Source organism: Amycolatopsis sp. cg13 (genome assembly GCF_041346965.1).
Taxonomy (GTDB): Bacteria; Actinomycetota; Actinomycetes; order Mycobacteriales; family Pseudonocardiaceae; genus Amycolatopsis.
On the sequence record NZ_CP166848.1, the window covers coordinates 7,959,885 to 7,974,424 of the forward strand.

General features: G+C 70.4%; 6 protein-coding genes. All 6 read left to right on the plus strand.

Annotated elements, in window-relative coordinates:
* The first annotated feature begins 67 nt into the window (after nt 1-67).
* The 6 genes from AB5I40_RS37390 to AB5I40_RS37415 all read left to right on the plus strand — a co-directional run bounded on the left by AB5I40_RS37390 (nt 68) and on the right by AB5I40_RS37415 (nt 14,539).
* Complete coding sequence (locus AB5I40_RS37390) at nt 68-298, plus strand: hypothetical protein (RefSeq protein ID WP_344272109.1); 231 nt, start codon at nt 68-70, stop codon at nt 296-298.
* On the plus strand, nt 295-1,062 hold the full coding sequence (locus tag AB5I40_RS37395) for an ABC transporter ATP-binding protein (protein WP_370934870.1): 768 nt from the start codon (nt 295-297) through the stop codon (nt 1,060-1,062). The genes AB5I40_RS37390 and AB5I40_RS37395 overlap by 4 nt, the downstream gene beginning before the upstream one ends.
* Nucleotides 1,059-3,614, plus strand: coding sequence for an ABC transporter permease (locus AB5I40_RS37400; RefSeq protein ID WP_370934871.1), 2,556 nt, complete (start codon nt 1,059-1,061; stop codon nt 3,612-3,614). Before AB5I40_RS37395 ends, AB5I40_RS37400 begins: the two co-directional genes overlap by 4 nt.
* Before the next feature lie 100 nt (nt 3,615-3,714).
* Entirely contained in the window at nt 3,715-4,587 is an 873-nt protein-coding gene (locus AB5I40_RS37405) for a nucleotide disphospho-sugar-binding domain-containing protein (protein WP_370934872.1), read from the plus strand.
* A gap of 98 nt (nt 4,588-4,685) precedes the next feature.
* On the plus strand, nt 4,686-9,809 hold the full coding sequence (locus AB5I40_RS37410) for an SDR family NAD(P)-dependent oxidoreductase (protein ID WP_370934873.1): 5,124 nt from the start codon (nt 4,686-4,688) through the stop codon (nt 9,807-9,809).
* A gap of 11 nt (nt 9,810-9,820) precedes the next feature.
* Nucleotides 9,821-14,539, plus strand: coding sequence for a type I polyketide synthase (locus AB5I40_RS37415; RefSeq protein ID WP_370934874.1), 4,719 nt, complete (start codon nt 9,821-9,823; stop codon nt 14,537-14,539).
* Nucleotide 14,540: the final 1 nt, after the last annotated feature.

Consider the following 14,540-nt stretch of genomic DNA (forward strand, 5'->3'; position numbering starts at 1 on the left):
GTCCGCTAAACTGTGCAAGCCTTACACAATTAATCCCGACTCCGTCGAAGCCGTATTGGGGGGCCTCATGTCGGAGAGCACCGAGAAGACCCGCTCCGGGAGCGGACTCGCTCGCCGAATCGTCACGATCGCCTGGGCCGCCATCACGGGGGTCCAGTTCGTGATCTGGCTGCTGATGAGCCTCATCAGCATGTCCTTCAAGTCGCCCTTCTGGCTGTGGACGCTGGGCGGAGGCGCGATCGTGCTCGCGGTCTGGTGGTCGCTCGAGCGCCGCGGTTCCGGGAACGGATCGGAGTGAACGACGTGCCCACCACCACTTCCGTGGCAACACCCGTCCAGCTGGACGCGGTGCACAAGACCTACGGCCGCGGCGAGAGCGCCGTCGAAGCGCTCGCCGGCGTTTCCGTTGCCTTCCCGGCAGGCACCTTCACCGCGGTGATGGGCCCGTCCGGGTCCGGCAAGAGCACGCTGCTGCACTGCGCGGCGGGGCTGGACACGCCGACCTCGGGCACGGTCACCCTCGTGGGGACCGACCTCAAGGGCAAGAACGAAACCCAGCTCACCGAGCTGCGCCGCGAGCACGTCGCGTTCATTTTCCAGTCGTTCAACCTCATGCCGGCGCTGAACGTGGAACAGAACGTCACGTTGCCGACGCTCCTGGCCGGCCGCGCGCCGGACAAGGCGTGGGTGGACCAGGTGATCGCGCGCGTCGGGCTGTCCCAGCGCGTGAAGCACCGGCCCGGCGAACTGTCCGGCGGGCAACAGCAGCGCGTCGCGATTGCCCGTGCGCTCGCCGCCCGCCCGGCAGTGGTGTTCGCCGACGAGCCCACCGGCGCGCTCGACACCACCACCGCGCTCGAGGTGCTCGGCCTGATGCGCGAGCTGGTCAGCGCGGGCCAGACCATCGTGATGGTCACCCACGACCCGGTCGCGGCGTCCCACGCGGACAACGTGCTGTTCCTGGTCGACGGCCGGATCGTCACCCAGATGGCCACGCCCAGCGTCGACGCGGTCGCGAGCACCCTGGCGCACCTCGGCGAGCAAGCGAGGAGGCAGCGGTGAGTTCGCGGCGAGTGGTGCTCGCGCTCGCGCTGTCGAGCCTCCGGTACCGCGCGGCGGCGTCGCTCGCGTCGTTCGTCGCCATCCTCATCGGCTGCGGTCTGCTGATCGCGTGCGCCGGGCTGTTCGAGACGGCGATCGTGCTGAAGGCCGCGCCGGAACGGCTGTCCGCGGCGCCGCTCGTGGTCGGCGGGTCCGCCGGGTTCAAGCTGCCCGACGAGGAATCCCAGGTCGTCCCGTACGCCGAGCGTGCGGTGCTGCCGGAGGACCAGGTCGCGAAGATCTCCGCGGTGCAGGGCGTCGGGCAGGCGGTGCCGGACGTGTCGTTCGCGACCGTGCTGCTGCACGACGGCGCGCCCGCCGAGTCGGGTGCGTCTGTCCTTTCCGGACACGGCTGGGATTCGGCTTCGCTGGGCGGATACAAGCTCACCGAGGGCTCGGCGCCGAATACGCCGGGGCAAGTGGTCATTGACGCGACTACCGCGGCCGCGGCTGGGCTGCACGCGGGTTCGGCCGTTGACTTGGCGGTGAACGGGCAGCGGCAGTCGTTCCAGATCTCCGGGATCGCACAGCCTTCGCAGACCGTGCGCGCGCCCGCGTTCTTCTTCTCGGTCACGGACGCCCAGCGGTTCAACCCGCATCCCGGCACGGTCGGGCTCGTCGGCGTTTTCCCGGCTGCCGACGTCGACGCGGCGGACCTGGCGGGCAAGATCTCCGCACAGGTTCCCTCGCTCACCGTGCTGACCGGCGACGACCGCGGTTCGGCCGAATTCCTCGGCGTGAGCGGAAGCCAGCTGCCGCTGATCCTGCTCGCGGCGGTGTTCGGCGGCATGGTGCTGGTCGTGATGGCGCTGGTCGTCTCCGCGACAATCAGCCTCACCGTCCGGCAGCGGCAGCAGGAACTCGCGCTGCTGCGGGCGACCGGGGCGACGCCGAAGCAGGTGCACCGCATGGTCGTCATGGAGACGATGGCGGTCGGCGTGATCGCCGCGGTCTGTGGCGCGTTCCTGGGCAGCCTGCTCGGAAACTGGATCTTCAGCACCAGCGGCTCGCTCGGCATCGTGCCGGACGAACTCGCCTTCACCCAGGACATCATCGCGTTCGCGGGCGGAATCATCGTCACGCTCGCGATCACCTTCGGGGCCGCGTGGTTCGCCGCGCTGGCCGCCGCGCGGGCCCGGCCCATCCAGGCGCTGGCCGAAGCGGCGATCCCGGGCGTCAAGGTGAACGCCATGCGCCGCATGGGTGCGCTGATCTGCGGTGCGGCCACGGTTTTGCTCGCCGCGACCACGATCTTCATGCCCGCCGACACCGCCGCGGCGATCGGCGGACCGGCGGTGCTCACCGGTGCGATCGGCGTCGCGCTGCTCGGCCCGGAGATCATCGCGTGGGTGGTGGACCGGTTCGGTCCGTTCGTGCGCCGGGTCGCCGGCCGCGACGCCACGCTCGCGGTCATCAACACCCGGGCGCGGGCGGTCGCGTTCGCGGCGGTGCTCACGCCGATCACGCTCGCCAGCGCGGTCGCGCTCGGCAACGTGTATTCCGAGACCACCGCCCAAAAAGCGCAGATCGCCGCGTACGCCGGGCAGTTGAAGGCGGACGCGGTGGTCAGCTCGACCGCGGGTGGGTTCTCGCCGGACGAGCTCGCGCAAATCCGCAGCACGCCAGGGGTGGCGACCTCGTCGCCGCTCGTCACCAGCTCCGGCTGGGTCGAGGATCCCTACGACGGCAACGGAAGCGACCCGCTGCGGCTGCTGGGTGTCGCTGCGCAGGACCAGGGCGGCACCGTGCTCGCCACCGAGGTCACCGAAGGCTCGCTGACGCAGCTGCGCGGGAATTCCGTGGCGCTGCCGGCGTCGGTCGCCGAGAAGCTGGAAGTGAAGGTCGGCTCGAACATCAAGATGCGGCTCGGCGACGGGGCGCAGGTCCCGGTGACCGTGGTCGCGCTGCTGGACAGCCCGTCCAGCTACGCGAGCATGATTCTGCCCGCGGACCTCCTGGCCGCGCACACCACCAGCGGCCTGGCGTCGCAGGTGCTCGTGCGGGGCGGGGACGCCAGCGCGGTCGTGTCGGCGCTGTCCGACCGGGCGAAGGACTGGCCCGGGGTCACGGTCGGCGACGACAGTGCGCTCGCCGCGAGCTTCCAGGCGAGTGCTGATGTCGAGGCGCTGATCAACTACCTGCTGGCCGTGCTCGCCATCGCGTACGCCGCGATCGCCGCGGTGAACACGCTCGCGGTGGCCGTGCTGGCTCGCCGACGGGAGTTCGGCGCGCAACGGCTCGCCGGTGCCGATCGCGGGCAGGTGCGGCGGATGCTGTTCGTGGAAGGCGGGATCGTGGCGGTGACCGGGCTGGTGCTCGGCATTGTGATCTCGCTCTTCACCGTGATCCCGATGGCGCTGACCACCGGCGAGATCATTCCGTCCGGGCCGATCTGGGTGTTCCTCGGCGTGGTGCTCGCGATCTTCCTGATCGTGTGGCCGGCGACCGCGCTCTCGGCAAGGCTGGCGATGCGCCGCAACGCGATCGAAGCGGTGAAAATGCCCGGCCAGTAACGGTTTCTAGGGGTACGCCGGGCCGGCCCGGGGTGGATAGTCTCGTGACGACTGTCCGCACCGGGCCGGCCCGGTCTTTGTCGTATCTGGAGTGATCCCCATGCGTGTACTCCTGGCCGCGCCGTCGTCAACGGCCCGTCTCCACACTCTGGTGCCGCTGGCGTGGGCGCTGCGAAGTGCCGGGCACGACGTCAAAATCGCCGGACGGCCCGCGTTCGTCGAGGAAATCCTCCGCACCGGCTGCGTCGCGGTCGAGCTCGAGGACGGCGACGCGGCGCTGACCGAATCCGCGGCGCTGGTCGAGTTCGCGCAATTGTGGCGGCCTGCGGCGGTGATCTCGAATGCCTCCGCCGGAATCGCTGCTGCCCGCGCGGTCGACGCTAAGGCCGTGCGCGTGCTGGGAACAGCTGATGAGCCGGACGTTGCCGCGGACCTCACGCTCGATGTCGTTCCGCCTTCCTTGCGGGAATCTCCCGGACAGCCGTTGCGGCACGTGCCGTACTTCGGTCCGGTTGAGATCCCGACTTGGTTACGCCGCAAGGCGCGTCGGGCTCGCATTCTTCTGTCGCTGAATGATCCGTCGTGGTATGAGCCGGTCTTCCGGGCAATGTCCGATGTGGACGCTGAAGTCGTCTGTGCGGCAGAGCTGCCCGCTGGTCTCGAACTGCCGCCGAAATTGAAGCTCGTCGACGCCGCACCACCGGCCGCTGTATTGCCGACCTGTGCGGCGCTGGTGCACGACGGCGACGAGGCTTTGGCCCTTGCCGCGGTGGCGTACGGACTGCCGCAGCTGTCGTTGACCGAATCCGCCTTCGGTACTCGCGTAACGGCGGCGGGTGCAGGGCTTTCCGGTGCCGCAGAGGGGATTTACCAGCTGACGGACGAAACGCTTCGTGCCGGTGCGAGCGCGTTGCGTGCGGAGGTGGCCGCGTTGCCGGCCCCTCGCGCGGTCGTCGCCGCGCTGGCCAGCTGAATGTGGGGCCGCTAGGGGTGGGGGCGCGCCAGCGCCGTCGGTAGCGTTCCTGACGTGGCACTTTCCACCCTTTTTCGCGGTTAGGCGGGGCGATTGGCGTGAGTAGCGACTTCCAGTCCGGCGGCGAGAACGAGCGCAAACTGCTCGCATACCTCAAACGCGCGACGACCGATCTTCGCGAAGCGAAGCGGGCACTGCAAGAAACGCGCGAGCGTGCCGGCGAGCCGATCGCGATCGTCGGCATGGCCTGCCGGTACCCGGGCGGCGTCACGTCGCCCGAGGACCTGTGGAACCTCGTCGCTACCGGAACCGACGCGATCGGCGGCTTCCCGGAGGACCGCGGCTGGCCGTTGGACATGCTGTACGATCCCAGCGGCGAGCGGCCCGGCACCACGAACACGCGCGAGGCCGGATTCCTTTACGACGCAGCGGAATTCGACCCGGAGTTCTTCGGCATCTCGCCGCGCGAAGCGCTCGCGATGGACGCGCAGCAGCGGATCCTGCTGGAGACCTCGTGGACTGCGCTGGAGCGGGCCGGGATCGTGCCGGAAACGTTGCGCGGCAGCGAAACCGGCGTGTTCACCGGCGTCATGTACCACGACTACGCCGGACACGCCGCCGCTGGCAGCGTCGTCTCGGGACGCGTCGCTTACGCGCTCGGGCTCGAAGGCCCGGCGGTGAGCGTGGACACCGCGTGCTCGTCGTCGCTCGTCGCGCTCCACTGGGCCGCGCAGGCGCTTCGCCGCGGTGACTGTTCGCTGGCGCTGGTCGGCGGCGTGACGGTGATGGCCACTCCCGAAACTTTTGTGTATTTCTCCGAGCAGCGCGGGCTTTCCGACGACGGCCGGTGCAAGGCGTTCGCCGCCGCGGCCGACGGAACCGGCTGGGGCGAGGGCGCGGGCGTCCTCGTGGTCGAGCGACTTTCCGAAGCCCGCCGCAACGGCCACCCGGTGCTCGCCGTGATCCGCGGCTCCGCGGTGAACTCCGATGGCGCGTCCAGCGGTCTGACTGTCCCTAATGGACCCGCGCAGCAACGAGTGATCCGCCAGGCACTGGAATCGGCCGGGCTGACGACGGCGGATGTCGACCTTGTCGAGGGTCACGGCACGGGCACGAAGCTCGGCGACCCGATCGAGGCGCAGGCGCTGCTCGCGACCTACGGCCAGGACCGCACCGAGCCGCTGTGGCTGGGCTCGCTCAAGTCGAACATCGGACACACCCAGGCCGCGGCCGGGGTCGGCGGCGTGATCAAGGTCGTGGAAGCGATCCGGCACGGCGTGCTGCCGAAGACCCTGCACGTCGACGCGCCCTCGCCGCACGTGGACTGGTCGGCCGGCGAGGTCGAGCTGCTCACCGAGGCCCGCCCGTGGCCGGAGACCGGACGCGCCCGCCGCGCCGCGGTGTCGTCGTTCGGGATCAGCGGGACTAACGCGCACGTGATTGTGGAACAGGCCGAGCCGGTCGAGGAGGCCGCCGCGCCAGCTGAGGTGCCGGTGCTTGCGTGGCCGGTGTCTGCGGACAGCGCCGACACCCTCGATGCCCAAGTGAACCAGCTCTCGGACCTCGAAGGCTCGTCGACCGATATCGGTTTCTCCCTGGCCACCACTAGGTCCGCGCTCGACCATCGCGCGGTGCTCGTCGGTGCCACGCGTGAGGTGGTTCGTGACCGCCGCACCAACGGCCGTACGGCGTTCCTCTTCACCGGCCAAGGAGCGCAGCGGGCCGGGATGGGCAAGGAACTCGCCGCTAAGTACCCGGTGTTCGCCGAGGCTTTCGACGCTGTGTGCGCCGAACTCGACCCGCACCTGGACCGTCCACTGCAGACGGCCCTCGACGATGCCGCCGAGCTGGAGCGCACCGGCTTCACTCAGCCCGCGTTGTTCGCCGTCGAGGTGGCGCTGTTCCGGCTGCTGGCGGCGTGGGGGATCAAGCCGGACTTCCTGCTCGGCCATTCGATCGGTGAACTCGCCGCCGCGCACGTCGCCGGGATTCTCTCGCTTCCGGACGCGGCGGCGTTGGTCGGCGCACGGGCGCGGCTGATGCAAGCGCTGCCGTCCGGCGGGTCGATGGTGGCCCTGCAGGCGACCGAGGACGAGGTCACGCCGCATCTGACCGGGCAGGTCAGCATCGCCGCGATCAACGGTCCGGACTCGGTGGTGCTTTCTGGCGCCGAAGACGCCGTCGCCGCGGTGGTGGCGGAGTTCGGTGGAAGGAAGTCCTCCAAGCTCAAGGTGTCGCACGCGTTCCACTCGCCGCTGATGGAGCCGATGCTCGCCGAATTCGCCGTCGTGGCGGAGAAGCTCACCTACGCGAAGCCGCAGATCCCGATCGTCTCCACAGTCGGTAACGGCGAGGATCTGTCCACTCCGGACTACTGGGTGCGCCAGGTCTGCGCCGCAGTCCGGTTCCACGCCGGGGTCGAGAAGCTGGTCGACGAAGGCGTGCGGACGTTTGTCGAGATTGGACCGTCCGCAGTCCTCACCGCCGCCGCCCAGAACGGGTTCGACGACGACACCCTCGCCTTCGTCCCGTCCCAACGCAAGGATCGCGGCGAAGCGGTCACAGCTGTCACCGCGTTCGCGACGCTGCACGCACGCGGCGTCCCGGTCGACTGGACCGCGTTCTACCCAGGCGCGCGCCGCGTCGAACTGCCGACCTACGCCTTCCGCCGCACCCGCTACTGGCTCCCCGCAGACACGACCAGCGGCGACGCGACCGAGCACGGCCAGCGGCCCGCCGAACACCCGATGCTCAGCTCCGTCGTCCACCTGCCGGAAACCGGCTCGGTGGTGCTCACCGGCCGGTTGTCCACCACCAGCGTCGGCTGGGTCGCCGACCACGTCGTGCTCGGCACGATCCTGGTTCCGGGGACGGCGTTTGTCGAGCTGGTGCACCGCGCCGCCGCCGAGGTCGGTTGCGCGCACATCGAGGAACTCACCCTCGAAGCGCCGCTCACCCTCACCGAAAGCGCGGCAATCCAGGTATCCGTCGAGGCACCGGACGAGAACGGCCGTCGCACGGTCACCGTCCACTCGCGACCAGACAGCGCCGAATCCTGGACCCGGCACGCGAGCGGTTTCGTTGCCCCGAATGCAGAACTTCCGTCATTCGACCTCACCGAATGGCCGCCCACCGGTGCCACCAAGGTCGAGCTGGACGACCCGTACACGACCCTCGCCGCGCTCGGTTACGACTACGGCCCGGCTTTTCAGGGCCTGCAGGCGATGTGGCAAGACGGTGATGTCAGCTACGCCGAGGTCACGCTTCCCGACGGTGCCGAAGCCCGCGACTACGGCGTCCACCCCGCCCTGCTCGACGCCGCCATGCACGCGCAACTCCTCGGCCCGGCTCCCGAAGGCGGTGCCGAGCCGATGCTGCCGTTCTCCTTCAGCGGCACTACGGTGCACGCGCCGGGCGCGTCGACGCTGCGGGTCCGAGTCGCCCCGGCGGGTACTGACACGATCACCCTGCAGATCGCCGACGCCACCGGCGGCCCAGTCCTGACCGTCGAGGCACTCGCCGCACGGGCGCTCAAGCTGACCCCGGCGAAAGACACGCTGTACCGCGTCAAGTGGGAGTCCGTCGAGAACATCGGCGAGCAGCACGACTTCCGGATTCTCGAAGTGTCCACTTCGGAGCGTCGAGTGCCCGAAGCCGCGCGCGCAGTCGCTGCGAAGGTACTCGCCGCCATCCAGGAAACTCTCGACGGCGATGGTCGCCTAGCGGTGGTCACGCGCGGAGCGGTGTCCGTCAACGGTGAGGACGTCGATCCGGCGCTCGCCCCGGCCTGGGGACTGGTCCGCGCGGCTGCGGCGGAGAACCCCGGCCGCTTCGCCCTGGTCGATGGCGACCCGGAGACCGCGTTGGCGACCGGTGAGCCGGAGACCGCGGTTCGCGACGGCCAGGTCTTCGCCCCGCGATTCACCACCGTCACTGCGGAACCGACCGAACTGAACTGGGACAAAGTCCTGGTCACTGGCGGTACCGGCGGACTCGGTGCCGTCGTCGCCCGCCACCTCGTGACCAAGCATGGCGTGCGGAACCTCGTCTTGACCAGCCGCAGGGGAGTGAACGCCTCCGGTGCGGCCGAACTGCGCGACGAGCTGACCTCCCGAGGTGCGACGGTCGCGATCGAAAGCTGCGACGTCACCGACGCGGAGTCGGTGCGGATGCTGCTCGCTAAGACCGGCCCGCTCTCCGCAGTCATCCACGCGGCGGGCGTGCCGTCGGCCGGACGCGTCGAGACCCTCACCGAGGAAGAAACCGCCCGCGTCTTCGCGCCGAAGGTCGACGGAGCCTGGCACCTGCACGAGCTGACGAGCGACCTCGACGCGTTCGTCCTGTTCTCGTCCGCCGCCAGCACGGTCCTCGCGGCCGGGCAGGCGGGATACGCCGCGGCCAACGCTTTCCTTGACGAACTGGCCGAACACCGTCGCGCACAAGGACTTCCGGCGACCTCGCTCTGCTGGGGCGCGTGGTCCGAAGACGGCGGCATGGCGGGCGAACTGTCCGAAGCGGACTTCCGTCGTCTCCGCCGCCTGGGCACCCCGCCGATGGCGACCGCCGAAGCACTCGCCCTCCTGGACGCCAGCCTCGCGTCGACCGAAGCGGTGCTCGCGCCGGTCCGTCTGGACCAAGCCGCGCTGCGCGCCCGCACCGACGACCTGCCGCCGGTCCTCCGGAGCATGGTTCGCCGCCCAGCCAAAAAGGCACCGGCCGCGACCAGGCTGGCGACCGTCCCCGAGGCCGAACGCGAGGAGTACCTGCTGGGCCTGGTGTCCGAGCAGGTGGCGGCGATCCTCGGTTTCGCGAACGCGGCGGCGGTCGAGCCAGAGCGCGCGTTCCAGGAGATGGGCTTCGACTCCCTCACCTCCGTCGAACTGCGCAACCAGCTCGGCGCGCGCACCGGGCTGAAACTCACCGCGACCATCGTGTTCGACCACCCGACTCCGGCCGCGCTGGCCCGGCGGCTGCACGAACTGCTCGGCGTCGGCCGCGGTCCGGCCGAGCCGCTCCTGACAGAGATCGACCGGCTGGAAACCCTCCTCGGGGGCGCGGCCGGAACGCTGAACGGGTCGACCGCGAAGGTCGCCGCGCGGCTGGACGCCTTGGTGCGCAAGTGGGCCGACGCGCACGCCGGAGCCGAAACCGAAGCCGATCTGGACGAGGCCACCGACGACGAGCTGTTTGCCGTCCTGGACGACGAATTGGGCATCTCATGAACGGGCAGACCATGAGCAACGAGGACAAGCTCCGCGACTACCTGAAGCGTGCGACGGCCGATCTCAAGCAGGCCCGCCGCCGGCTGCACGAGCTCGAGGCGCGCGACACCGAGCCGATCGCGATCATCGGCATGAGCTGCCGCTACCCCGGGGGCGTGCGGACGCCGGACGACCTGTGGGACCTCGTCGACGAGGGCCGCGACGCGATCGGGGAGTTCCCGGCCGACCGCGGCTGGGACGTCGAGGGCGTCTACGACCCGACGCCCGAGCGGCCCGGGAAGACCTACACCCGGCACGGCGGTTTCCTGTACAACGCAGCGGATTTCGACGCCGAGTTCTTCGGCATCAGCCCGCGCGACGCCCGCCGCGCCGACCCGCAGCAGCGGATCCTGCTCGAAGCGTCCTGGGAGGCGTTCGAGCGCGCCGGGCTCGACCCGCACGGGCTCAAGGGCAGCTCGACCGGCGTCTACGCCGGCGTGATGTACCACGACTACAGCGGCGGCAGCCCGGACGGCAGCCTGGTGTCCGGCCAGGTCTCCTACACGCTCGGTCTCGAAGGACCGTCGGTGTCGGTCGACACCGCGTGCTCGTCTTCGCTGGTCGCGCTGCACATGGCCGCGCAAGGGCTGCGTCGCGGCGACTGCTCGCTCGCGCTGGCGAGCGGCGTCGCGGTGATGGGCACGCCGGAGATGTTCGTGGACTTCTGCAGCCGTCGCGGTCTCGCGGCGGACGGCCGGAGCAAGTCGTTCTCCGACGACGCCGACGGTACTTCGTGGGCGGAAGGCGTCGGCGTACTGGTCCTGGAGCGGCTTTCCGACGCGCAGCGCAACGGGCACCGGGTGCTCGCGCTGCTGCGTGGTTCGGCCGTGAACCAGGACGGGGCCAGCAATGGTTTCTCCGCGCCCAACGGTCCTTCGCAGGTTCGGGTGATCGAAGCCGCGCTCGTCGACGCAGGGCTCTCGGTGTCCGATGTGGACGCTGTCGAGGCGCACGGCACCGGCACTGCTTTGGGTGACCCGATCGAAGCCCAGTCGCTGATGGAAACTTACGGCCAGCGCAGCAGTGGCGCGCCGTTGCTGCTCGGGTCGATCAAGTCGAACATGGGCCACCCGCAGGCCGCCGCTGGCGTTGCGGGCGTGATCAAGATGGTGCAGGCGCTGCAGCACGCACGGCTGCCGAAGACGTTGCACGTCGGGACGCCGTCGAAGCACGTGGACTGGACGTCCGGCGCGGTCGAGCTGCTCACTGAACCGCAGGAGTGGCCCGAGGTGAACCGGCCGCGGCGGGCGGCGGTGTCGTCGTTCGGCGTGAGCGGGACGAACGCGCACGTGATCCTGGAGCAGGCTCCGATCGCGGAGGAGACCACTTCCGTATCGGCTCCCGTCTACCCGCTGGCTCTGTCAGCGAAGACTCCGGCCGCGCTGGCCGAGTCCGCTGGACAACTGGCTCAAGTGGACAGTGACCTCGCCGACATCGTGCACACGCTCGTCGCCGGTCGCGCGCCGCTAGACCATCGCGCGGTCGTTGTCGCGCAGGACCGCAAGCAGGCTGAGGAAGCCTTGCGCGCCTTGGCTTCCGGCGCTTCCCGCCCGGACGTGATCACTGGTACCGCGGACGTGCGTGGCCGGACGGTCTTCGTCTTCCCCGGCCAAGGTTCACAGTGGACTGGCATGGCGCTCGACCTCATCGAGCAGTCGCCGGCCTTCGCCGCCCGAATGTCCGAATGCGACACCGCGCTGCGGAAGTTCACCGGCTGGTCGGTCATCTCCGTTCTCAACGGCGAACCGGGCACCCCGCCGTCCGACCGGGTCGACGTCGTGCAGCCGATGCTGTGGGCGGTCATGGTTTCGCTGGCCGCGCTGTGGCGTGCGCACGGCGTCGAGCCGCACATGGTGATCGGCCACTCGCAGGGCGAGATCGCCGCGGCGACTGTCTCCGGTGCACTGTCGCTTGAGGACGGTGCATTGGTGGTTGCGCTGCGGAGCAAGGCGATCGGCGACATCCTCGGCGGACGCGGCGGCGGCATGCTCGCGGCTGGTCTCCCGGCGACCGAGCTGGAAGAGCGGCTCGGTGCGTGGGACGGCCGGATCTCGGTCGCGGCCGACAACGGCGCGACGTCCGCGGTGCTGTCCGGCGACACGGAAGCGCTCGAAGAGCTGCGCGACCAGCTGGTGGCCGAAGGCTTCCGCGCCAAGCTGGTCCCGGTGGACTACGCGTCGCACTCGGCGCACGTCGAACACCTCTCCGACCGGCTGCTCGCCGATCTCGGCCCAATTCAGCCGAAGCGCGGCAAGGTCGCGATGACCTCCACGGTCACCCTTGACGCGGTCGAAGAGTCCACTGTGGATGCCGCGTACTGGTTCGCCAACCTGCGCCGCACGGTCCGGTTCGCCCCGGTCGTCGCGCAGCTCGCCGAGGCTGGCTACACCCGGTTCATCGAGATCAGCCCGCACCCGGTGCTGGCGATGAGCATCCAGGAGACGCTGGACGAAACCGGGTACACCGGCTCGGTCGTCGGGACTCTGCGCCGCGACGAGGGCGACCTGACCCGGTTCGCGACCTCGATGGCGGAGTACTCGGTCCGCGGCGGCTCGGTCGACTGGCTCTCGCTGGTCCCCGGCGGCCAGCTCGTCGACCTGCCGACCTACCCGTTCCAGCACAAGCGTTTCTGGCACGAGGAAGAAGCCGCCGCCGCGGAAACGGCGACCCCGGTAGCCGACCAGGAGTTCTGGCAGGACGTCACCGGCGGCGATGTAGACGCGCTCGCCACAAGGCTTGGTGTCGGAACCGGCCCGCTCGCCGAGGTCGTCCCGGCACTGGCCGCCTGGCACAGCCGCCGCACCGAACTGTCCACGGTGGACTCCTGGCGGTACCGCGTGTCCTGGGCGCCGCTCTCCGGAGTGACCAGCGGACTCACCGGCAGCTGGCTGATCGTTGTCCCCGCCGGAGTCACGCAAGCAACCGACCTGGCAGACGCACTGGCCGAACAGGGCGACGTCGTCCGCCTGGTCGCCGCCGACTACACCCGCACCGCGTTGGCCGAACTCCTCGGCGAAGCAACCGCAGTCCGCCCGTTCGACGGCGTCATCTCGCTGCTTGCCTTCGCCGAGAACCCGACGCTCACCACCATCGCGCTCCTGCAAGCCCTGCGGGACAACGAGATCGACGCTCCGGCCTGGGTCGTCACCCGAGGCGCAGTCGCAGTCGACGCCTTCTCCGACGCCGACCCCGAAGCCGCGTCGGTCTGGGGCCTCGGCACTGTGGTCGCCCTGGACCAGCCTGGCAGCTGGGGCGGTCTGGTCGACGTCACGGACGCATCAGACGCGGCGAAGCTCGCCGCCGTCGTCTCTGGCATCAACGACGAGGACCAGGTCGCGATCCGGCCGTCCGGAGTGTTCGCCAAGCGGATGGTCCACGCCCCGCTCGGCCCGGACGCCGCCGAGCCGTGGCAACCGCGCGGCACCGTGCTCATCACCGGCGGCACCGGCGCGGTCGGCGGCCATGTCGCGCGCTGGCTTGCCTCTCGCGGAGCAGAACACCTGGTGCTGACCAGCCGTCGCGGCCTCGACGCCGAAGGCGCGCGTGAGCTGGTCGAGGAGCTGTCCGACACCCGCGTCACCGTCGTGGCCTGCGACGTTGCCGACGAGACAGCGTTGTCCAAGCTGCTCGCCGAGTACCCGCCGACCTCCGTGGTGCACGCCGCCGGAGTGCTGACCCGCGAACCCGCGCTGGCCGACGTCACGCCGGAGGAGTTCACCGCCGCGATCCGCGCGAAGGTCACCGGGGCTGAGTTGCTCGACCGGCTGCTCGGCGACACCGAACTCGACGCGTTCGTCCTGATGTCCTCCGGTGCCGCAGTGTGGGGCACCTCCGGCCAGCCCGCCTACGGCGCCAGCAACGCCTACCTCGACGCGCTCGCTCGCCGCCGTCGTGCGGCCGGGCGTACCGCGACCGCGGTGGCCTGGGGTTCCTGGGGCGGTGGCGGCATGGTCGACGCGGACGCGAGCGATCTGTTGCGCCGCATGGGATTGGCCGAAATGGACCCGCGACTGGCCGTCGAAGCACTCGGCCAGGCGCTCGACCACGACGAGTCCCAGCTGGTCGTCGCGGACATCGACTGGGCCGCGTTCGCGCCGGTCTACCAGCTCGCCCGGCCTCGCCCGCTGCTGCGCGGCATCCCCGAGGCGGCGGCCGACCAGACCGACGCCGAGCCGGCGGGCGCGGGCGACCTCGCCGCCCGGCTGGCGTCGCTGAGCCCGGCCGAACAGCGCCGGACCGTGCTGGACCTGGTGCGCGGCGAGGTCGCCGCGGTCGCCGGATACGACGACGGCGGCGCGGTCGAACCCGCGCGGGCGTTCAAGGAACTCGGCTTCGACTCGGTGACCGCCGTCGACCTGCGCAACCGGCTCGGCGCCGGCACCGGGCTGAAGCTGCCCGCCACGGTCGCGTTCGACCACGTCAACCCGCAGGCGCTGGCCGAGCACCTGTGGAGCCAGCTGTGCGCGGGCGAGACGGAGGTCCCGCTCGAAGCCGGGCTCGACCGGCTCGAAGCGGCGGCCGCCGCGCTCGACGCCGCGGAGATCGACCGGTCCCGCATCCTGCCCCGGCTGCAGGCGGTCGTCGCCGCGCTGCACCAGACGCTGTCCGGCGGCCAATCCGGCTCCGAAGCGCTCGAAGCGGCCACCACCGACGAACTGTTCGCCCTCATCGACGACGAGCTCGGCGCCTGAC

Coding starts and splice junctions, on each gene's coding strand:
- AB5I40_RS37405 (WP_370934872.1), top strand. CDS start 3,715: ATGCGTGTACTCCTGGCCGCGCCGTCGTCAACGGCCCGTCTCCACACT.
- AB5I40_RS37415 (WP_370934874.1), top strand. CDS start 9,821: ATGAGCAACGAGGACAAGCTCCGCGACTACCTGAAGCGTGCGACGGCC.
- AB5I40_RS37390 (WP_344272109.1), top strand. CDS start 68: ATGTCGGAGAGCACCGAGAAGACCCGCTCCGGGAGCGGACTCGCTCGC.